18 protein-coding genes are annotated in these 20597 nt (G+C 50.7%); 16 read left to right on the top strand and 2 right to left on the bottom strand.

Features of this window, described 5'->3' with window-relative positions; genetic code table 11:
- The first annotated feature begins 286 nt into the window (after nucleotides 1-286).
- From AC5OW4_RS03565 to AC5OW4_RS03545, 5 genes are all read left to right on the top strand, one after another.
- A complete protein-coding gene (locus AC5OW4_RS03565; RefSeq protein WP_493676653.1) occupies nucleotides 287-724 on the top strand; it encodes a PTS sugar transporter subunit IIA in 438 nt (145 codons plus the stop codon).
- Between the two features lie 18 nt (nucleotides 725-742).
- Entirely contained in the window at nucleotides 743-1591 is an 849-nt protein-coding gene (locus tag AC5OW4_RS03560; RefSeq protein WP_493676652.1) for a PRD domain-containing protein, read from the top strand.
- Between the two features lie 104 nt (nucleotides 1592-1695).
- The gene (locus AC5OW4_RS03555) at nucleotides 1696-3111 is read left to right on the top strand and encodes a PTS transporter subunit EIIC (protein WP_493676651.1); all 1416 of its coding nucleotides are present in this window, start codon (nucleotides 1696-1698) and stop codon (nucleotides 3109-3111) included.
- Between the two features lie 84 nt (nucleotides 3112-3195).
- Nucleotides 3196-4611 (top strand): glycoside hydrolase family 1 protein, encoded by a 1416-nt coding sequence (locus AC5OW4_RS03550; protein ID WP_493676650.1) that lies wholly within the window; start codon nucleotides 3196-3198, stop codon nucleotides 4609-4611.
- 361 nt (nucleotides 4612-4972) lie between these two features.
- The gene (locus AC5OW4_RS03545; protein WP_195397078.1) at nucleotides 4973-5848 is read left to right on the top strand and encodes a creatininase family protein; all 876 of its coding nucleotides are present in this window, start codon (nucleotides 4973-4975) and stop codon (nucleotides 5846-5848) included.
- Between the two features lie 199 nt (nucleotides 5849-6047).
- Here AC5OW4_RS03545 and AC5OW4_RS03540 read toward each other — a convergent pair whose 3' ends face one another.
- Nucleotides 6048-6686 carry a TetR/AcrR family transcriptional regulator gene (locus AC5OW4_RS03540; RefSeq protein WP_072682957.1) on the bottom strand — a complete coding sequence of 213 codons (639 nt, stop codon included), beginning with the start codon at nucleotides 6684-6686 and terminating at the stop codon, nucleotides 6048-6050.
- A 294-nt stretch (nucleotides 6687-6980) separates the two neighbouring features.
- On the opposite strand from AC5OW4_RS03540, the gene AC5OW4_RS03535 reads away from it, so the two are divergent.
- Nucleotides 6981-7850, top strand: a complete 870-nt coding sequence (locus AC5OW4_RS03535) for a DegV family protein (RefSeq protein ID WP_072682958.1) — start codon at nucleotides 6981-6983, stop codon at nucleotides 7848-7850.
- A 201-nt stretch (nucleotides 7851-8051) separates the two neighbouring features.
- Here AC5OW4_RS03535 and AC5OW4_RS03530 read toward each other — a convergent pair whose 3' ends face one another.
- Nucleotides 8052-8720 carry a DUF4272 domain-containing protein gene (locus AC5OW4_RS03530; protein ID WP_195548299.1) on the bottom strand — a complete coding sequence of 223 codons (669 nt, stop codon included), beginning with the start codon at nucleotides 8718-8720 and terminating at the stop codon, nucleotides 8052-8054.
- A 239-nt stretch (nucleotides 8721-8959) separates the two neighbouring features.
- On the opposite strand from AC5OW4_RS03530, the gene uvrA reads away from it, so the two are divergent.
- The 10 genes from uvrA to AC5OW4_RS03480 all read left to right on the top strand — a co-directional run bounded on the left by uvrA (nucleotide 8960) and on the right by AC5OW4_RS03480 (nucleotide 20465).
- Nucleotides 8960-11785, top strand: coding sequence for an excinuclease ABC subunit UvrA (gene uvrA / locus AC5OW4_RS03525; RefSeq protein ID WP_308560259.1), 2826 nt, complete (start codon nucleotides 8960-8962; stop codon nucleotides 11783-11785).
- Nucleotides 11786-11789: 4 nt separating this feature from the next.
- Nucleotides 11790-12761: an HPr(Ser) kinase/phosphatase gene (gene hprK / locus AC5OW4_RS03520; RefSeq protein ID WP_072682961.1), complete on the top strand. Its 972-nt coding sequence runs from the start codon at nucleotides 11790-11792 to the stop codon at nucleotides 12759-12761.
- A 6-nt stretch (nucleotides 12762-12767) separates the two neighbouring features.
- Nucleotides 12768-14222: a prolipoprotein diacylglyceryl transferase gene (gene lgt / locus AC5OW4_RS03515; protein ID WP_308560257.1), complete on the top strand. Its 1455-nt coding sequence runs from the start codon at nucleotides 12768-12770 to the stop codon at nucleotides 14220-14222.
- The gene (gene trxB, locus AC5OW4_RS03510; RefSeq protein ID WP_195548296.1) at nucleotides 14201-15118 is read left to right on the top strand and encodes a thioredoxin-disulfide reductase; all 918 of its coding nucleotides are present in this window, start codon (nucleotides 14201-14203) and stop codon (nucleotides 15116-15118) included. The genes lgt and trxB overlap by 22 nt, the downstream gene beginning before the upstream one ends.
- A gap of 106 nt (nucleotides 15119-15224) precedes the next feature.
- Nucleotides 15225-15611, top strand: coding sequence for an OsmC family protein (locus AC5OW4_RS03505; RefSeq protein WP_072683278.1), 387 nt, complete (start codon nucleotides 15225-15227; stop codon nucleotides 15609-15611).
- A 99-nt stretch (nucleotides 15612-15710) separates the two neighbouring features.
- Nucleotides 15711-16619, top strand: coding sequence for a 1-phosphofructokinase (pfkB, locus tag AC5OW4_RS03500; protein WP_195548295.1), 909 nt, complete (start codon nucleotides 15711-15713; stop codon nucleotides 16617-16619).
- 181 nt (nucleotides 16620-16800) lie between these two features.
- Nucleotides 16801-18012 (top strand): N-acetylglucosamine-6-phosphate deacetylase, encoded by a 1212-nt coding sequence (nagA, locus tag AC5OW4_RS03495; RefSeq protein WP_493676649.1) that lies wholly within the window; start codon nucleotides 16801-16803, stop codon nucleotides 18010-18012.
- Between the two features lie 339 nt (nucleotides 18013-18351).
- Entirely contained in the window at nucleotides 18352-18828 is a 477-nt protein-coding gene (locus AC5OW4_RS03490; RefSeq protein ID WP_195548293.1) for a PTS sugar transporter subunit IIB, read from the top strand.
- Between the two features lie 18 nt (nucleotides 18829-18846).
- Entirely contained in the window at nucleotides 18847-19647 is an 801-nt protein-coding gene (locus AC5OW4_RS03485; protein WP_195397085.1) for a PTS mannose/fructose/sorbose/N-acetylgalactosamine transporter subunit IIC, read from the top strand.
- The gene (locus tag AC5OW4_RS03480) at nucleotides 19644-20465 is read left to right on the top strand and encodes a PTS system mannose/fructose/sorbose family transporter subunit IID (RefSeq protein ID WP_195397086.1); all 822 of its coding nucleotides are present in this window, start codon (nucleotides 19644-19646) and stop codon (nucleotides 20463-20465) included. The genes AC5OW4_RS03485 and AC5OW4_RS03480 overlap by 4 nt, the downstream gene beginning before the upstream one ends.
- The last annotated feature ends 132 nt before the right edge of the window (nucleotides 20466-20597 follow it).

Here is a 20597-nt window from a genome sequence, read left to right as displayed (position 1 = left end):
CTATGCCTGCCATAGTGAACGTAGCTCGTTGCCAGGTTCTCCGGTTCCCTTTCTCTGGGAGCCTTTTTTTATTAAATCCTCGGTGCCTGATTCACGGAAACAAGCTTTGAATACACAAAGGTAATAATTAACAAATAAATAAAACACATTGACAACGCTTACATTGTTTGCGATAATAGAAATACATTATAGAAAGCACATTAGGATTGTTATTGTGTTAAACAAGCGAGACCTATTTGCACATCGTTGCGGATAGGTCTTTTCTGTATTTAAAAGGAGTGGTTTTATGAAAGTATTTGCTCCCGTCGCGGGGATCGCAGAAAGTTTAGACTTTGTTACTGATCCAGTTTTTTCAAAACGGATGCTTGGCGATGGGATTGCGATTCTGCCTGAGAATAATCAAATATTCAGTCCTGTTGCTGGAAAAATAGTCATGCTGTTTGAAACGAAACATGCTTTAGGTATTCAATCAGAGGAAGGTTCTGAATTTTTACTCCACATTGGAATCGATACCGTGGAACTGCAGGGTAAACCCTTTCACGAAGCAGTAAAGCTTGGCGATTTTGTGCAATGTGGAGATCTGTTAATGATCGTCGATTTTTCATATATTGAGGAAATGAATTATGATCCGACTTTGATGTTGATCGCAACCAATCGAAAGATCCAGCTGCTTTGCGATCAGGGTCCAGTTCAAACTAATGAACCTGTATTTTCAGTGTTATAGCGAAAGAGGTGAGGGATTATGATTGCGGTTAAAATATTTAACAACAATAGCATTCTTTCCAAAAATGATAAAGGTGAGGAAATCATTCTTGTCGGTGGTGGAATTGGTTTTGGCATTCGCAAAAATGACGTAATTGATGAACGAAAGATTGAAAAAGTATTCTGCCTGGAAAAAGAGACGAATTATAAGTTTCAATCTATTGTTAAAAATACGCCATTGCCGTACATTTTAGCTGCAGATCAGATTATTACCGAGATTAAGAAGAAATCGACAAAGAAAATCAACGACTTTATTTACGTCACATTGACGGATCATCTATATACCACAAGCGAACGTGTTAAAGCTGGCGTGGAGTTTGATCCTGCATTGCTTATCAATGTAAAAAATTTATATCGTGAAGAGTACAAGCTGGGTTTGGCTGCTGTTCATGCCTTGCGTATCCGGCTGCGGATCAAGATTCCGGATTCAGAAGCCAATTTCATCGCACTGCACATCATCAATGCTGAGATGAATTGTCAGATGCCACAAATTTATGAGATTACCACGATGATGACAGAGATTGCCCGTGGTGTTGCTCAGACGCTGAACATTGATCAAGATACTGTTGCTTTTGATCGGTTCATGACACACTGTCGGTTCTTAATACAGCGGGTATTCTGCAATGATGAAAGTGAGCCGTCCAGTTTGTTATTCGATAACGTTTTGGTGAATATGGAAAAATCTCATGAATCAGAACGACGTTGTGCAGAACAAATCATAACGATGATTGAAAATCGTTGCCAATATGAAATCAACGAAGACGAAAAAATGTATCTGATGATTCATTTAATCCGTCTCAACAACAGCAGGGATCAGAATAGACATTAGTTTATTTTTGATACATGGATCAGATTAGCGCGAATCGAATGGACAGCTGACTGCAGAAGGCTGTCTGAATCCAGCAGTTAGATAGTCGTAAAGGAGGAACTAAGATGTCAAAGTATACGGCACTATCTGAACAGCTTTTGGAAAACATCGGGGGCAGAAGGAACATCACGTATGTTACGCACTGTGCAACCCGGCTGCGCGTCAGTTATCAAAACAAAGATCTCATCCAAATGGAAAAGTTGGAAAACCTCCCAAATTCCTCAGGGCTGATTGTCCGGGCAGGAACAATTCAGGTGATCATTGGCCCAGATGTTCATGATGCGTACAATGAGTTTTTGGAGGTCAGTGGCTGGACCGGAACAGAGGAACCCGAAGACCAGTCAGATGAAGAGAGAACAGAAATTTCTGAGGAAAAACGTGATTTTCAATATTATCTGTTAAAATTCAGCAACTTTATCGCACCGATATTCATGCCGATCATTCCAGCTCTGATTACTGGTGGAATGATTCTGGCGATTAAAAATTTACTGGTCAATTATTTCGGCGTTTCCGTTGACAGCGGGACTGCTCAATGGATGCTGAATATCTTTGACGCCGCTTTTAAATTCCTGCCTGTCTATATCGGATATACGATGGCACAGCAGCTGAAAATGCAGCCGATCCTGGGTGCAATGCTTGGCGCTGTTTTAATCGCACCGACCTTTGAAGGCGGACTGATCCCCGATATTTTTGGAATCCCTGTTCCGCAGGTTAGCTACCGATCGACGATTTTGCCGGTGATTCTGGGCGTCGTTCTGATGTATTATGTCGATAAAGGCCTGAAGAAGATTCTGCCTAAGACTCTGTCCTATTTCTTAAAACCACTGTTAACGATGATCCTTGTCACGCCTGTCGTTTTAATTCTTTTGGCTCCGGCTGGAAATTTGTTAAGCGGGTATGTCGCGGATTTTGTCTTATGGGTATCCAATACGCTGGGAATGATCGCGCTGCCATTGTTGTCGATGATCTATCCCTATATGGTTATGTTCGGCCTGGATAAAGGACTGCATCCGATTGCTCTGGAACTGCTTGATAAACTCGGATACAATCCGGTGACGATTGTCATTGGCTTTATTTCCAATATCTGCGTTGGCGCTACAACGTTGGCGCTGGCTACGACCATGAAGGACAAAGCACAGAAAGCGACGGCTGTTTCTTCCGGAGTGACAGCCTTGTGTGGGGTTACAGAACCCGCATTCTATGGTCAGCTGATCTCGCATCCAAAATGTATGATCGGCCATGCCATAGGCGCAGCCTGCGCGGGACTTTTCGCAGGATTCTTCCAGCTGAAAACATTTGTTCACGGCGGGTGTCCGGGATGGCTGACCTTGTTGTTCTTCGTCGATCAAAATGGGAATATTAATTACGTTTTGATCGCAATCGTTACCGCATTGATCGGGATGGCCGTGTCTTTCCTTGCGACGCGGATCGTTCTGAAAAAGGAAAGCATGCCAAGAAATGGTACGACAGGAACAAGGTAACGGATTTTCGATAAGCGAAAGGCAATTCTTTAATCAAAATGGATTATGTTTAAAGCGATGGATCAATACAAAGGAGGATAATCAATGAAAAAGATGAAAGACGGCGATCAGATGTTGTGGGGATCAGCGACAGCGGCCTATCAATGCGAAGGCGCATGGCAGGAGGATGGCAAAGGTCCAAGTATTTGGGATGATTTTGTTCACAGCGATAAAAACACAAAGGGGATCACAGCGGATACAGCCTGCGATTTCTATCATCATTTCGAGGAAGATATCCGCATGCTGGCGGAAGGCGGGCAAAATACGTTTCGCTTTTCAATCAGCTGGGCGCGGATTTTTCCCCGGGATGATGGTATCGTTAATCAGGCGGGCGTCACTTTCTACCAACGCGTTCTGGATATCTGCGAGAAGTACCGGGTTGTGCCGAACGTGACTCTGCTTCACTATGATCTGCCAAGCTATATTGGGGCGGAAGGCTGGGAAAAACGGGAAACCATGGCGAAATTCGCAGCTTATTGCAAGCGGTGTTTCGAAATTTTCGGTGATCGGATTCCATATTATGCAACGATCAATGAACCGAACCATAATTCTTATTGTTCCTATCTGGTCGGGAATTACCCGCCGAATCATGTCGGGGATGTTCAGAATCTTGTTAAGGTCTGTTATCACAACATGGTTGCCAATGCAATGGCGGTCCGGGAATTCCGTAAACTGAATCTTAAAGCTAAAATTGGGATTGTAAATTCCGGAGCGAGCCGAGCCGATATCTTGAAAGATACGCCGGAATACCAGGAAGCGAAGCGGTATGCCAATATGTTGTTTCACGGCTGGCTGATTGGCGCTGCCGTCTTGGGGAAGTTTCCGGAAGGATTAGGCGAAACGCTGCGCAAGTTAGGGGTTGATCTGTCCTTTGTCAGGCAGGAAGACCTGGACTTAATCAAGGAATATACCGTTGACTGGATCGGCGATAATATCTACGCGAGAAAGCTGGTAAAACCGTATGAATTTGGCGAAACACAAATGGTTGTCAACAATGATCCACGGCAGAGTCAGGCCCTGGAAGGGGTGACGGTCAAAGGTTTATTTCAACCGGATATTGATCCGACAACCCGCAAAAATCCCTGGGGCCGCGAGATTTATCCAAAATGCGGATATGACGCATTAATTCGTTTACGCGATGAGTATAACAACGTTCCGGTTTTCGTTACGGAAAACGGTCATGGGATGTTTGAAGAACAAAGTGAATCAGGAGAAATCAATGATTCGGAACGGATTGCTTTCCTTGAAGAGTATCTCGATTATTTTGCCAGAGCGAAAGAAGAAGGCTGTAACCTTCAAGGTTATTATGTCTGGAGTACAATGGATCTTTACAGCTGGATCAACGGGTATGAGAAACGTTATGGATTAGTCCATGTTGACTATGCGAATCATTGCCAGCGTATACCGAAGAAGAGCTATTACTGGTATCGGGATTACATCGCATTCCAGAAGAAAAAATAAGGAGCGTTCGGAAATCAGAAAGGGAGATAGGAAGGATGAGAAGCCATGGGCTTCAGATTATCGTCAGAGTATTGTAAAGGACCTCGTTGAAAATTAAAAGTCGAATTGTACAACATCTTGTCCAATAAAGTCAGGTAAAAGAAATAAGTAAAGAAAGTCCATGCGCTCCTCCCTGTGCATGGACTTTTTGCTGATGTGCGAAAATTTTGAAATTGGACGCTTTGCATAGGGATTGTTAATTTAATGACAAAGGTCAGGAATTAGTAGTAATAAAGCGGAAAATTTCTTTCCTGATCGCAGCGACGTCAAGCTTGCGGCTCAATTTGTGAAGAAATATAATTGAAAATAAGGAGGATGAACAATGAGAACAAGAATCTACAATAAATGCACTGACGCAGAAATTACGGAATATTTGAAAAACGGCGGGGATACGCTGTTTATGAGCGTCGGGGTGACTGAACTTCACGGTCAGCTTCCGGTGGACTGTGAATCCATTCTGGCAGAAGCCGCCGCTATCATGATGGCGGAGAAGGCTGACGGTTTGGCGGTAATTAATCTTCCATTTTTTCATGCCGGGGCAACCGCGATCGGACAAAGTACGGTGAATATCTCCATTAAAGCGGGATATGATTACCTGAAAACTCTGGTTTATGCCTTTTATAAACTGGGATTCAAGCGGATCTTTTTCCTGAGCATGCATGGACCGGCCTATCTGACGATCAATTCCGTCTGCATGGATTTTTTTCATGAAACACAGAATCCAATATGTCATCTGGAGCTGGGCCACGTCATGGAAATCGCAAGGGAAAACGGTTGGGAATGCGGCGAGGATCGCATGGAAACATTCACAGATTTGATGTATGGTGCGTATAAAGCGATGAATCAGCTGGAATTCATTCCGGTTCTGCCTGACTTTGATCGGGAAGCCTTCCTGACTAAACGCCGGGAAGGAAATGCGAAACAATGGTTTAAGAAAGATTTGCATAAACTGAATTCCGGCACCGGCGGATTCGGCTCGTTCTATGCGGAATTAGAAGAACATGGCGGACTGGAGTATTCTGTTACAGAAGAAGAACGCGAACAGCGCGGAGAGAAAGGTTTAAAGCTGCTGCAGGACATGATCGAAAAATTTGATCCCCGGCATTTCAGCACGCTGCTTCAAGCTCTGGATCAGGCGGTGAATGAAGAGATTGTTCCCCGTTATCCGCACTTAAAGATGGATAAGCCGTATAAATAAGAAATACGGAATATTGGGATTCTCATAAAAAAACCTGTTGATTTTGCCTTGTTGAAGGACAGAATCAACAGGTTTTTTACAATGTGTTCAGATAAAGTGTTCCAGAACCGATCAAGCTGCGATGCGAAATCCCCGGTTTCAAAAGGGGAAAGTCGGAAAAAAGCGAACGCCCCACTGGCTGGGAGTGACCTCTTGCATTTTACTGAAAACTCTGCGAATGTGAGTTTGCGGCATCGAGTAATTCCTGCTGCTTTTGACGAAACACGCCGTTGACACCGTCAAAGATAAGCAAACCGGTGATTTTGGAAATCTCTTCCAATGAAGGCTCTGATTCATTCGCATCGAACCACTGCTGATAAACAGCGATCAAACCGGATGCGATGAATTCCAGCACATATTGCGGCAAAACCGTATCGTTGGGGAAGTATTTATCAAATTGAATCAGAAGATGATCTTTGATGACGCCTTTAATTTTATTTAACAAGTGACTATGCCCTGAGGATTGAAGCAGACAATGGAAAAACTCCGCGTCCTGATTGATCATCGCCGTTAATTTCTCGAACAGGGGATACGGATTCAGCCGTTCTGCGGAAAAATCCGTACTGTCCAGAATCTGAATCAGCGATTGGATGATTTCGTTTTCAATATCGTTAAGAACATCGTAAATCGAATCATAATGAGTATAAAAGGTCTTGCGGTTAATCAACGCGGTATCCGCTATTTCTTTAACAGTAATCTGTTCGATTCGTTTAACGCCCATAAGTTGAATGGTTGCGCCGATAATTGCTTTTCGTGTTTTGATCACGCGCTTGTCTTTTGCATTTAAGTTTTTTTCCATATCCTCACCTGATTTGAGCCTAGTATAATCCCCATGTGTTGCTTATGTCAATAAAGAAGCAGGTTTGTTGAATAAAAGCCTTTCTATTTCATTCCAGAGCAGAAAAATTTCTTAATAAAACAACAAATGCTGTGAAATAAGTCACATAAACCACGCTGCACAAGAATCTGACCGTTGTTTCAGATAACGATAGGGCTTATACTTCTATCATCCAATAAGTACCAGGTGTTGCTTATTCTCCAAAATGATAAAAAAACACCATGACTTGTAGTTTATAACGAGGAGGAAGTTCCTATGAGCGAATTTATTCTGATGACTGACAGCACGGCGGATATGCCGGAGTCTTTCTATCGCGAGAATCAGATTCCTGTTTTATCCCTGACTTATACACTTGACGATCATACCTATACGCTGGCGGACAGCCTGCCGATGACGCAATTTTATGACAAGCTCCGGCAGGGCGCAATGCCAGTCACTTCCCAGGTGAATCCTGAAGCGGCCTTGATGGGCTTTCGCGAAGCGGCGCGGCAGGATAAAGACATTCTGTGCGTGTGCTTCTCATCGGCGCTTAGCGGCACGTACAACAGCTGCCGGATCGCGGCACAGATGTTGAGTGAGGAAGGCTTCAGCCGCCGGATCGTCGTGATCGACTCGTTGTGCGCTTCAACGGGAATGGGATTGCTTCTTTATCAGGCCAATCAGATGAAAGTCAGCGGCGCTTCGCTGGATGAAACGGCGGCGTGGATTGAAGCGCATAAGCTGAACGTCTGCCATGTGTTTACCGTGGATGATCTGAATCATCTCTACCGCGGCGGACGGGTGTCGAAGACCGCCGCCATTGTTGGCTCAATGATCAGTATCAAACCGATCCTGCATGTCGACGACGCCGGCACGCTGCAGGTGATCGGAAAAGTCCACGGCCGCAATAAATCATTGAAGACGCTGGTAGATCTGATGGAAGAAAAAATGGGCAGCTGGAAAGACAAAGATGAGATTTTCATGATCTGCCAGGGCGATGTCCAGCCGGAAGCTGAACAGGTTGCGCAGATGGTGAAAGACCGCTTCGGTATTTCCCAGTCGCTGATCAGTTATACCGGACCGGTGATCGGCAGTCATACCGGCGCGGGCGTTATCGGCTTGTTTTTCATGGGTGATCACCGATAATCCTATTGAATAAACGGATAAAAAAGACACGTCTTCTCCTTTTTCAGGCAAGCAGCTGTCAAAGGAAGGGGTTCGTGTCTTTTTGATTTAAGAAAAATTTCCAAGATCAAACAAAGCTGAAAAGGATATCAAAAAAAACAGCTTTCCTGCGGTATTCCGCAGGTAAAGCCGTCTCCTTAAATAAAGATCGCCGATTTCACTTCAGGTATTGCAGCTGACGTGATCCCAGTCATTCTGTCCGTCGACGTCGATCAGCCAGTTCAGTCCCCAATGCCGTTCATAGACGACTTCGCTGTTCAAGCCGGCCGGAGCCGGTTCGCCTTTGATCCGCGCGTCGACGCACGCCCAGTCATAGCGGAAGATTAAATCCGCTTCGTCGAGAATGTCGTCGATCGGCCGCAGCTGCACGTCCTTCATGAATTCGTCAAACGTCGCTTTGGTGCTGACGACTTCGATTGCTTTCTGACAATCGCAGATCTGATCCGGGAAGGCCAGCGAATCGACCAGACCCAGCGCCCAGATCAGCGGCCAGTAGGCTTCGTATTTCCAAACCATGTTGACCCAGTCCTGTTCCGTTGCCGTATCGTTAAAGATCGCTTTTTCTTTCTCCGTCAGAAACAGCCGAACGCCGAAGCGGTCTAACAGTCCAGTCATAAACAATCGCGAGTCCTCAACGTCCTGTTGGTTCTGTAAATCGCAGGCCAGCTGGATCGTGATCAGGCAGCAGATCGCCCGGCGCGCGATTTCCTCGGCGCTGCGCAGGCGGACGTCGTCGGCGGTTTCAATGACTGGCAGATGTTCAATATAAGGCACGCCCTGCTCTTTCAGCAAAGCGATGGATTGTTGCTTTCTCTCTTCAGCGCTTTTCATGGCAGCCTCCTTTTTTTATCTCCTCTATTCTATCACGAACAGGTGATGAAAAGCTGACGTCTTTGTCAACGATTGTTGAAATTCATGAATTTAACTTGAATATCGTTCAAGAAAAGCTTGCGGCAGTCCCGCTCACCCTCTATAATAAGGAGGAAGTAGTCATTCCCAAGCATTTTTTTAAAGAATGATGTACAATAGAAGCACTCTTGGGAAAGCTATATGAAGCGAGGTGTAAGAACATGCAACATGATAAAATTGTGATTAAAGGCGCGCGTGAAAACAACCTTAAGAATATTGATCTGACGATCCCGCGGGATAAGCTGGTCATCATGACAGGTTTGTCCGGATCAGGGAAAACGTCGCTGGCGTTTGATACGATCTATGCGGAAGGACAGCGTCGGTATGTCGAGTCGTTAAGCGCCTATGCGCGGATGTTTTTGGGCGGTGTGGAGAAACCGGACGTCGATTTGATCGAAGGCTTGTCGCCGTCGATTTCGATTGATCAGAAGACCACGAGCAACAACCCGCGTTCGACTGTCGGCACGGTCACGGAAATCTACGATTACCTGCGGCTTTTGTATGCCCGCGTGGGCGTTCCGTATTGCCCGGTTCATAACGAACCGATCGTTTCCCAGACGATCACGCAGATGGTTGACCGGATTATGGAACAGCCGGAAAAGACGCGGCTGGAGATCCTGGCTCCGGTGGCGCATCGGGAAAAGGGAACATTTAAGGATGTCTTTGAGAAACTGTTGAAGGATGGTTATCTGCGGGCCCGCGTCGACGGACAGATGATTCTGCTGGAAGACGTCAAACCATTAGAGAAAAACAAAAAGCATTCGATCGACGTCGTTGTTGACCGGATTGTGAAGAATGACGGTATCCGCTCCCGGCTGCATGATTCACTGGAAACGGCAGTGAAGCTGGCCAATGGCATCGTCGTGGTGCTGGCAGGCGAAGACGAGCTGTTGTTCTCTCAGAATTATTCCTGTCCAAAGTGCGGCTTTTCAGTTCCGCGTCTGGAACCGCGGTTATTTTCGTTTAACTCGCCGCTGGGGGCGTGCGACGAATGCAAGGGTCTGGGCATCACCCAGCGAGTGGACATTGATTATCTGATTCCGGATCGGTCGAAGTCGATCCGCAAGGGCGGCATCGTGTATTACAAAAATATTGTCGACACGGAGAACATTGAATGGCAGACATTCAATACCTTGTGCCGGCATTACCATATCGACCTGGATAAGCCGATCCAGGATTTCACGCCGGAAGAACTGGAAATTGTTTTATACGGTTCCAAAGAACCGATTGCTTACAGCATCGCTTCCCGTTCCGGCAACCGCTTCAGCCGCAACGATTACATTGAAGGCGTCAAGACGTTGATCGAGCGGCGTTTTGTCGAAACGACCTCGACGATGTCGCGCGAATGGTACGCTTCGTTCATGGCGGAGTCGCCGTGTCCGAAGTGCGGCGGCAAGCGGCTGAACGAGATGGCGCTGAGCGTGCGCGTGGGCGGCAAGAACATCTATGAATGGACGACGATGTCGGTCATTCAGGCGCTGGACTTTATGAAAAACCTGCAGCTCGATCCGATGCGGGCGGAGATCGCAAGACTGGTCATCAAAGAAATCGTCAGCCGGCTGACGTTCTTGAAGGACGTGGGTCTGGAATATCTGACGCTGGACCGGCTGGCGGGCACGTTGTCCGGCGGCGAGGCGCAGCGGATCCGGCTGGCGACGCAGATCGGCTCACAGCTGACCGGCGTACTGTACGTGCTGGACGAGCCGTCGATCGGGCTGCATCAGCGTGATAACGCGAGACTGATCAAGACGTTGAAGAATATGCGCGATCTGGGCAACTCGCTGATCGTCGTCGAGCATGACGAGGAAACGATGATGGAATCCGACTGGATCGTCGATATCGGACCGGGTGCGGGCGTGCATGGGGGCGAAGTGATCGCCAGCGGAACGCCGCAGGAAGTCATGCAATGTGAAAACTCGATTACCGGCCAATATCTCAGCGGCCGCAAAAAGATCGACGTTCCGACCAAGCGCCGCAAGGGCAACGGTTTGTTTCTGGAAATCAAGGGCGCGCAGGAGAACAACCTGAAAAATGTGAACGTCAAGTTCCCGTTAGGCACCCTGACCGTCGTCACCGGCGTCAGCGGCAGCGGCAAATCCTCACTGGTCAATGAAATCCTGTGCAAAGCCGTGCAGCATTCGCTCGGCCGCACGCGCATCAAGCCGGGCAAGCACAAAGCGATCCTGGGCTTGGAAAACATCGACAAGGTGATTGAGATTTCGCAGGATCCGATCGGCCGCACCCCGCGTTCCAATCCGGTCACTTACACCGGGGTGTTCGATGATATCCGCGATCTGTTTACCCAGACGCCGGAAGCGAAGCTGCGCGGCTATGACAAGGGGCGCTTTTCCTTCAATGTCCGCGGCGGCCGCTGCGAAGCATGTCAGGGCGACGGTGTGAAGCGCATTTCGATGCACTTTCTGCCGGACGTCTACGTACCGTGCGAGGAATGCCATGGCAAGCGCTACAATGAGGAGACGCTCCAGGTCACCTATAAAGGGAAGAACATCTACGACGTGCTGGAGATGACGGTTGAGGAAGCGATCGAGTTCTTTTCCTCCATCCACCGCATTAAATCCAAGCTTCAGACGCTGCATGACGTCGGCCTGGATTACGTCAAGCTGGGCCAGCCGGCGACGACGTTGTCCGGCGGCGAAGCGCAGCGTGTCAAGCTGGCGAGCGAACTTCAGCGCAAGGCGACGGGCAAGACCGTCTTCATCCTGGATGAACCGACGACCGGCCTGCATACCCACGACGTTAAAAAATTACTTGCGGTCTTACAGCGAATCGTCGATAATGGAGATACGGTCATTGTCATCGAGCACAATCTCGATGTGATTAAATGCGCCGACTACATCATTGATATTGGCCCGGAAGGCGGCGACCAGGGCGGCACGATCATCGCCAAGGGCACGCCGGAACAGATCGTCAAGGTGGAAAAGAGCTATACCGGCCAATATCTGAAATCCATGCTTGAGAAAGGATGAGGCTATGGAATACGAAGGCAAGGTCATGATCAGCGAGCTGCAAAGTTATTTTAAATTTGAACAGCTCTCTGGCAATGAGGAATCATTAAACCGATGGGTGATTGTACCGGATGTCAATCGTCCGGGCTTAGAGCTGGCGGGCTTCTATAAGCATACCGAGCCGCGCCGGATCGTCATCATCGGCGATAAAGAACAAGCGTATATCGACACGCTCTCCGTGGAAATCCAGCGAGAGCGTTTTGAACAGCTGACCGACGGGTATACGCCGACGATCATTCTCACCCATCACCGCGAATGTCCGCCGGTGCTGCTGGAAGTCGCGGGGTACAAGAATTTCCCGATTTTCCGCACGGCGATGACGACCTCGCGGCTGATGGTCGATCTGATCAGCTTTCTGGACGAACGTCTGGCACCGTCCGACAGTATTCATGGTGTCCTGATCAGCGTCTATGGCAAGGGCGTGCTGATCTGCGGCGAAAGCGGCATGGGCAAGAGTGAAACCGCGCTGGAACTGATCCGTAAGGGTCACATTCTCGTCGCGGACGACCGCGTCGACGTGGTCCGCGTCCACAATAGCATCATCGGTCATTCCCCGGAGCTGCTTCAGGGAATGCTGGAAATCCGCGGCATCGGTATCATCGACGTTGCCAAGATGTTCGGCGCGAGCGCGTTATTGCCTTCGGCAACGATCGACCTGGTCGTGTCGCTGGAGAAGTTTGATTCCAGCGCAGAGTATGCGCGGGTGGGAATTGAAACGGAACAGTTCATGCACATTCTGGAGGTCGACGTACCGAAGATCGTGCTGCCGGTTAAAGAAGGCCGGACGATCGCGGTCCTGATCGAATCGGCGGTCACGAATTTCCGCCTGAAAGAAATGGGCTTTGACAGCGCGAAAGCGTTTGAAAACCGGGTGTACGACTACATCGAGCGGCAAAACGCCGCCAATGCCGTACCGCCGGAAACAGAAAAGGAGTAATCGACAATGCAGTTTTTTCCTGATCCGCAGACTTTTATCGCTATCGGAAGTCTGTCAATTAAATGGTACGCAGTGATCATCCTCTGCGGAGCGATCCTGGCGTATTCTTTCTGCGTCAAGGAAATTAAAAAGATGGGGTACAAAGCCGAAACCGCAGAGGACCTGTTCCTCGGCTGTCTGATCTGCGGTCTGATCGGCGCGCGGCTGTGGTACTGCGCGTTCTATAACCTGGAATATTACCTGGCCAATCCAATCCATATTCTCTATACGTTTGAGGGCGGTCTGGCGATCCAGGGCGGATTGTTCGGCGGGGTGCTGTTCGGTCTGTGGTATGCGCACAAGCATAAGATCAATTTCATGCGGATGGCTGACGCGATCGTGCCGAATGTGCTGTTGGCGCAGGGGATCGGCCGCTGGGGCAACTTCATCAATCAGGAGGCGTTCGGCCGCACGGTCAGCGAATCCTTCTACCGGTTTTTCCCGGAGTGGTTTAAAAACCAGATGTATATCCAGGGAGCCTACCGTGAACCGACGTTCTTCTATGAAAGTGTCGGCGATATTCTGGGCTTCATTCTGATCGTGTTTGTCTATAAGAAATATTCCAAACCCAAGCGCGGCGATATGGTCTACGCCTATCTGCTTTGGTATGGGGCGGTGCGGATCGTCGTCGAGGGTCTGCGTACAGACAGTCTGATGTTCGGCCGGCTGCGGATGGCGCAGGTGATCTCGGTCGTCTTCATCATCGTCGGTCTGCTGGGGATGCTCGGCGTCTTCCGCAAGGTCATGAAAAATCCGAAGCCGGTGATTCTGTTCGATCTGGATGGAACGCTGCTGAACACGGAACCGGCGATCTTAAAGAGCTACCGCGAACTGTTTAAAAAGTACAGAACAGAAGAAGAATTCACCCGCGATAAACAGCTGGCAGTGCTGGGGCCTTCGCTGCAGACGATGTTTGCGCAATATTTCCCAGAGCAGGATACCGAGCAGCTGGTCAAAGAATACCGCGAGCACAACCGCGCCGCGCACGCCGATCTGGTTAAGCCGATGGACGGAGCGGTCGAGCTGCTGGAAAGTCTGAAAGCGCAGGGCTATAAGCTGGGCATTGTGTCCACGAAGGTTAAGGAAATGGTTCTGCTGGGGCTGACGTTGAATCACATGGATCATTATTTCGATGTGATCGTCGGTCATGATGATGTGCAAAACGGCAAGCCGGATCCGGAAGGCATTCTGACGGCCTGCCGGCTGGTCAACGAGGGTCACGACAGCGTGATCTACATCGGCGACAGTCCGATGGATATTCAGGCCGCCCGTAATGCCGGCGTCTTCTCGGTCGGTTATCTGTTTAATCTGGAACGCCGGGAACAGCTGGAAAAGGAGAAACCGAACCGGATCATCGACGATCTGCGGCAGGTGGAAGCACTGGTGAAGGAGGATCTTGCATGGACTTACAATATGATGTAATCATCATCGGCGCCGGTCCCGCCGGCATGACCGCGGCGGTGTATGCCAGTCGTGCAGGTCTGAAAACGGCGATGTTGGAAAAAGCGGCGCCCGGCGGCAAGATGATTAAAACCTTTGAAATTCAGAACTGGCCGGGAATCAAGGAGATTAACGGCGCGGAGCTGGCGTATCAGATGTTCGAGCATTCCACCCATTTCGGCGCGGAATATCTCTATGGCGACGTCGAAAAAATCATCGACGGTCCGATCAAGCAGGTGGTCTGCGCGGATGGTCAGATCTATACCGCTCCGGCGGTGATCATCGCCACGGGAACGCGCGAGCGGCTGTTGGGCATTCCAAATGAGAAAGAGCTGACGGGCAAGGGTGTATCCTATTGCGCGGTGTGCGACGGCAGCTTCTTCCGCGATCAGCCGGTGACGGTCATCGGCGGCGGCAATTCCGCGCTTGAGGAATCGTTATATCTGACACAATTTGCCAGCGAGGTTCACATCGTGATCCGCCGGGACGTCTTCCGTGCGGAGCCGATCATCCAGCAGGCGATCGAACAGAATCCGAAAATCGACATCATCCGCAGCCATGTTCCGGTCGAAATTCTGGAACAGGAGGGGAAAGTCGGCGGCATCGTATTGAAAAACGTTCATGACGGGCAGCTGATGAAGCTGGAAACCAAAGCGGTGTTCCCGTACATCGGCGCAGATCCGTGCACGGAATTTGCGCAGGATTTGGGGATTCTGGACGAGCGTGGTTATATCCGGGTCAACAACAATATGGAAACTGCCCGGGCCGGCATTTACGGCGTCGGTGATGTGACGGCCAAGACGCTGCGGCAGGTGGTCACCGCGGCCAACGACGGCGCGATCGCCGCGCAGCAGGCATTCCATCAGATTAAGCAGTAAGCGCATCGACATAATCGTCAAAGCGTAGAGTAAGAAGGAACGCGCAGGGAAACCGGAAATGGAATCCTGCGGATTCATGAAGAAGTAAAAAGGAGGAACGAAAAAGATGACATCAAGAACAATTCGATTTGCCAACGGCTTCAACGGCGAGCTGCTGCTGGACGAGGGCAGCGTCAAGATCGGCCGCGGGGCGGGCGAGGCAGCGCCTTATGACATGCTTTACGGCGCGCTGGCGTCCTGTTTGTACGCGACGTTCTCAGGCATTCTGGAAAAGAAACGGATTGAAATTGAAGGCGCGGAAATCGTGGTCGCAGGCGAAAAGCGCACAGAGGTTCCGACAACCTTAAAAACGGTGCATCTGACCGTAACGATTCACGGAACGGATAAGGAAGACGCGGTCCGCAAATCCTTTGATCTGGCGACGAAATACTGCTCCGTCTACCAGACGATCAGCCACGTGGCGGAAATGAGCTACGAGCTGCATTTCGCCTAAGCGTGACGAATTGAACCTGAACCTTATCCGGTTCAGGTTTTTTTCAATCATCTGCGGTTTTTGATGAAGGGAAAACGGCACGAAGAAAAGAGGAAAATTATGATCTATACTGTCACCTTAAATCCGGCGCTGGATTATTACTGCACCATGGAAACGTTCAAGCTGGGAGCAACGAACCGCTGTGTCACCGAGAGTCTGATCGGCGGGGGCAAGGGTATCAACGTGTCGCTGATGTTGGCGCAGCTGGGCGTGCCAACCACGGCGCTGGGCTTCGCCGCCGGGTTTACCGGCGAGGAATTGATCCGCCAGCTGCGGGATCAGGCCGTCAATGCGGATTTTATCCGCTGTGCGAGGGGGCAGACGCGGATTAACGTCAAAATCAGTGCGGGAGTGGAAACGGAGATCAACGGCCGGGGACCCCAGGTCAGCGCATCGGAAAGAGAAGCGCTGTTAGACAGGATCCGCCGGATTCAGCCCGGGGATACGCTGGTGCTGTCCGGGAATGTGCCGCCCACGCTGCCCGGATCGATTTATCAACAAATTCTGGCACAGGCTGCGGATCCCGCCATTCGCGTCGTTGTGGACGCCGAAGGCGAACTCCTGCGGGATACCTTGCCCTTCCATCCGTTTCTGATCAAGCCCAATCTTGCGGAACTACGCCAGCTCGTTGCCAATCCTCAAGCGCCTATATCGGATCAGATTGAGGAGCTGCGGGATCAGGGCGCCGGGCATATCCTGGTGTCGATGGGGGCGGAAGGCTCAGTCCTCTTTGCGGCCGGGGGCGGCGTCTATCGCCAGCTGCCGCTGGCAGGCCCGACCGTCAGTACCGTCGGGGCCGGCGATTCTATGGTCGCAGGCTTTCTGGCAGCGCTTGAAAATCCTGCCTGCATGCTGGAAGACAGTCTGCGCTGGGCAGCCGCCTGCGGCACCGCGACGGCGTTCAGCCGCGGGATCGCCCGGCGGGAAAGGGTCGAAGCTTTGCGGGATCAGATTCAGATCGAATTCTGAAAAACCGTTTCTATCCTGATGAATTCCGTGCAGATGAGGAATAAGGCTCGTCCTGCGAACGATCCGGATGGGTTCTTCCCTGGTTTTGGTTTCCATTGAAACCCGAACTTTTTCTGATGGAAATTCAGGCGCTGCTTCTTTATAGTGAAATCAGAGCATTGCAGAAAGAAGGTACAAACGAATGAGAAAGCTACTATCCCGTCAGATCGTGACAGAACAGGGCATCGTTGAAGGCAGTTTGACGTTTCAGGGAGATACGATTACCGCCATTCAGCCGGAATCGCTGAATGAAGCGGAAGGAAGTGAAGCCTGGGCGATTTTGCCGGGCATCATCGACATTCACACCCATGGGGGCGGCGGATATCTCACAAATTATCTGGCCAATTCCGGCTCGATTGATGAAATCCGCAAGCTGTCCCGGTTCTATGCTTCCCGCGGCGTCACTTCGTTTATGGCGACGGTATCGCTGTGGTCCGAGGAGAAAATGGGCGCGATCATGTCTGGCATCGCGGATCTGGTCCATCATGAAAAAATGCCGGGCGCACAGATTCTGGGCATCAATCTGGAGGCGCCGTGTTTCAGCTTGAAGAAATCCGGCGCCGGGTTTATGACGCCGCAATGGATGCCGAATCCAAGCCGAGAACTGGCTGAGCGTTTCATCGAAGCCGGGCGCGGTCTGCTGAAATATGTAACGCTGGCCCCGGAGCTGCCGGGGGCGCAGGCGGCGATTGAAACGTATCGGAAAGCGGGAATTCAGGTGGCGGCCGGTCATACCGACGCTTCTTCGAGCCAGATGAAGCAGGGAATTGAATGGGGCGTGCGCAGCGTGAGTCATGCCGGCAACGCGATGTCGATGATCCATCAGCGGGACATCGGGGTGTTGGGCCAGCTGATGCTTCATCCGGAAGTGATGGCCGAGCTGATTTGTGATTTTATCCATCTCAGCCCGGAATTTATCCAGCTGATGCTTCAGGTCAAGGGCAGCGATCACTTGTGCATGATCGCCGACGCCTCGGAGCTGGCTGGCCTGGAGGAGGGCGTCTATGATACTCAGCCCCGGCCGGTGCGGCTGAAGCCGGATTGCCGGGTGGTTGTGGAGGGCAGCGACGTCCTGTGCGGAAGCAGTCTGTTCGTCATCGACGGTCTGCGCAATCTGACCTCCGCTCTGCACTTACCGTTGACGGAAGCGGTGAAAATGTCTTCGCTCAACGCCGCCCGGCATTTCCAGCTGGATTCTCGGATTGGCAGTCTCAAGCCGGGGAAACAGGCGGACTTGATCGTCATTGACAAGGAATTTCACGTCCTGGAGACCATTGTGCAGGGACGGACGGTCTATCGCCAGAATGATAAGATCGAACGCAATCCGGCGATTACAGATCTCAAAATCGGCTGAATGCCAAAATGGCAATAAAGGTCCGGAACACTCGGGGTTGACCGAGGAGTTTCAGATCTTTTTTTGATTTCCTGTCAGCGAAATTCCCTGCATAAACTCCGGGTTCATCCCGTTGTTTTTGTATTTGACAATCAGGCAGTCTTGAAAATGCAGGGAAAAGGAACCTTTTACGCAGGAAAAAAGCCTGGAGAAATTACCGGTTAAACACGAATTCTGTGCGATGGTATTTGCTTCCCAAGCTCTTTACAATGAAGTTATCAGAAGCGTACCGCAGGATCTCTTCACACGATCCCAAAAAGAAAGATGAATTTCTGGAAAGAGAAAGCGAGGTGAAAGTGAATGATTCAGTTATTGCGGATTGACGAACGTCTGATCCATGGGCAGGTCGCTACGGCCTGGACGCGCCAGCTGGGGATCACCGCCGTGGTGGTGGCCAACGATGAGGCGGCAGCCAACGAGCTGGTTACCATGACGCTGCGGATGGCAACACCGCCGGGGATAAAGGTCGCGGTAAAAACCGTCCGGGAAGCGGTCAGCCTGTTCCACGACAAGCGCACGGCAGGGTTAAAGATTCTGATCGTTGTGGACAAGCCGTGCGATGCGCTGAAGCTGGTTCGGCAGGTGCCCGGGATTCCCTGCGTCAATATCGGCAACTTCGGCCGCGTCGGCAACCGCCGGGGACGCCGGGCGCTGACTGACAATTTCTCAGCCAGTGAAGAAGAGCTGGAACAGCTGCGGGAAATCGCCCGATCCGTCCGCTGCGAGGTGCAGGTGCTGCCGTCGCTGCCCAAAAAAGACCTGAAACAATTTCTTTAAGAAAGAGGAGGAAAATCCATGTTACAAAGTGCCTTGATTCTGGCGTTTGTGTACTACATCGTCTACCTGCTGGACTGCAGCATGGCCTGGGACGCTACCTGGCGTCCGCTGTTCGTCGCATTTCTGACCGGACTTGCGTTAGGGGATATGAAAACCGGTCTGATCATGGGCGCTTCCCTGGAAGCGATCTACATGGGCATCTCCGCGATCGGCGGCGTAATTCCTTCCGATCCCTGTTCAGCTTCGATTCTGTCGGTGGCCTTCGTCGTGCTGACCGGCGCAGATCTCAATCTGGCGCTGGCGCTGGCGGTGCCGATCGGCACGGTCATGCAGTATGTCAGCACGCTGATCTCCCCGATTGATATTTCGTTAGTCGGCTTGTTTGAAAAATTTGCCCGCGAAGGCAAGGATAAATCTTATACACTGCTGCATTATGCAAGCCTGTTTATCATCCGTCCGCTGCCGAAAACTCTGGTGGTTTTCCTGGCCGCTGCGCTGGGCGTGGAAAATCTGCAGGCGGTTACCAACCTGCTTCCAGCCTTCGTCATGAACGGGCTGAGCGTCTCCGGCGGCATGTTAGTGGCCGTCGGCTTCGCGATCCTGACCTCGATGATCTGGTCGAAAGAGCTGGGGATTTACTTCTTCATCGGCTTCGCCTGCGTCAAGTTCCTCCATCTGCCGATCATCGGCGTCAGTATCTTTGCCCTCGCCGCAGCGATTCTGAACTACACCCGCCAAGGCCAGATTAAGAAAATGAAGGATGAAATCATCGCGCAGCTGCCTGAAAATCAGGAAGGGAAGGAGGACCTGTTCCAATGAAAAAGACGTATACACCGGAAGAAAAGAAAAACCTGAGACACCTGTTCTGGCGTTCCGGTCATTTCTGGGCGACCTTCAACATGGTGAAGATGATGGGCCAGACCTATGCGTTCTGCCTGTTCCCGATTCTTAACGAAGTCTACGCCGGAAAGGAAGACCTGCGCCGGGAAGCGATGCTGCGCAATACCGAGTTCTTTAACTGCAATGCCAGTATGTCCGGTCTGTGTCTGGGCGTCAGCTACGCGCTGGAAAAAGAGCGGGCGGCCAATCCGGATTCCGTCTCGCCGCAGATGATTACCAACATCAAGACGTCCCTGATGGGACCGCTGGCAGCGATCGGCGATTCCCTGTTCTTCAACTGCATCCGCGTCATTTCCGGCGGCATCGGCATCGCGCTGGCCTCGCAAGGCAATCCATTAGGCGTCGTGTTGTTCGTGGCGATTTACGGCGGTCTGTTTCTGGCGCTGAAATGGACGCTGATCAAGCTCGGCTATGGCTTGGGTACCAACGTTATCACCGAAGCCTTCCATTCCGGCATCATCGGCATGATCACCCAGTCGGCGTGCATCATGGGCTTAATGATGGTCGGCGCGCTGGTGGCGCAGATGGTTTCCGTGCAGATTCCGCTGGTTGTCCCGATGGGCGGCGGCGCGGAGATGGTCGTCCAGACAATCTTCGACGAGATCATGCCGGGCTTGCTGGAACTGGGATTGTTGTTCGGCATCGTTGCCCTGCTTAAACGCAAATGGAAGCCGATCACCGTGATCGCGCTGATTCTGGTCATGGCGATCACCGGCTCATTCTTCGGCATTTTCTGATCGGCTCGCAAAAAAGGAAGTCCCCTTCCTTTTTTGTGTTGATTCAAGCTGAGAAGACAGGAATTCCCAAGAAAAGGAAAAATTTGGCATAGGATTGCTGACCTGAAAGAAAGCGGCGCAATGCTATAATGA

The sequence above is a fragment of the Holdemania sp. genome (assembly GCF_986127675.1).
The sequence above is the reverse complement of the archived record's forward strand: the minus strand, read 5'-3'. Positions and strand labels throughout refer to the sequence as shown.

Bases quoted from the DNA above. Each gene is read 5' to 3' on its own strand.
- AC5OW4_RS03565 (WP_493676653.1), top strand. From the start codon at position 287: ATGAAAGTATTTGCTCCCGTCGCGGGGATCGCAGAAAGTTTAGACTTT.
- AC5OW4_RS03560 (WP_493676652.1), top strand. From the start codon at position 743: ATGATTGCGGTTAAAATATTTAACAACAATAGCATTCTTTCCAAAAAT.
- AC5OW4_RS03555 (WP_493676651.1), top strand. From the start codon at position 1,696: ATGTCAAAGTATACGGCACTATCTGAACAGCTTTTGGAAAACATCGGG.
- AC5OW4_RS03550 (WP_493676650.1), top strand. From the start codon at position 3,196: ATGAAAAAGATGAAAGACGGCGATCAGATGTTGTGGGGATCAGCGACA.
- AC5OW4_RS03545 (WP_195397078.1), top strand. From the start codon at position 4,973: ATGAGAACAAGAATCTACAATAAATGCACTGACGCAGAAATTACGGAA.
- AC5OW4_RS03540 (WP_072682957.1), bottom strand. From the start codon at position 6,686: ATGGAAAAAAACTTAAATGCAAAAGACAAGCGCGTGATCAAAACACGA.
- AC5OW4_RS03535 (WP_072682958.1), top strand. From the start codon at position 6,981: ATGAGCGAATTTATTCTGATGACTGACAGCACGGCGGATATGCCGGAG.
- AC5OW4_RS03530 (WP_195548299.1), bottom strand. From the start codon at position 8,720: ATGAAAAGCGCTGAAGAGAGAAAGCAACAATCCATCGCTTTGCTGAAA.
- uvrA (WP_308560259.1), top strand. From the start codon at position 8,960: ATGCAACATGATAAAATTGTGATTAAAGGCGCGCGTGAAAACAACCTT.
- hprK (WP_072682961.1), top strand. From the start codon at position 11,790: ATGGAATACGAAGGCAAGGTCATGATCAGCGAGCTGCAAAGTTATTTT.
- lgt (WP_308560257.1), top strand. From the start codon at position 12,768: ATGCAGTTTTTTCCTGATCCGCAGACTTTTATCGCTATCGGAAGTCTG.
- trxB (WP_195548296.1), top strand. From the start codon at position 14,201: ATGGACTTACAATATGATGTAATCATCATCGGCGCCGGTCCCGCCGGC.
- AC5OW4_RS03505 (WP_072683278.1), top strand. From the start codon at position 15,225: ATGACATCAAGAACAATTCGATTTGCCAACGGCTTCAACGGCGAGCTG.
- pfkB (WP_195548295.1), top strand. From the start codon at position 15,711: ATGATCTATACTGTCACCTTAAATCCGGCGCTGGATTATTACTGCACC.
- nagA (WP_493676649.1), top strand. From the start codon at position 16,801: ATGAGAAAGCTACTATCCCGTCAGATCGTGACAGAACAGGGCATCGTT.
- AC5OW4_RS03490 (WP_195548293.1), top strand. From the start codon at position 18,352: ATGATTCAGTTATTGCGGATTGACGAACGTCTGATCCATGGGCAGGTC.
- AC5OW4_RS03485 (WP_195397085.1), top strand. From the start codon at position 18,847: ATGTTACAAAGTGCCTTGATTCTGGCGTTTGTGTACTACATCGTCTAC.
- AC5OW4_RS03480 (WP_195397086.1), top strand. From the start codon at position 19,644: ATGAAAAAGACGTATACACCGGAAGAAAAGAAAAACCTGAGACACCTG.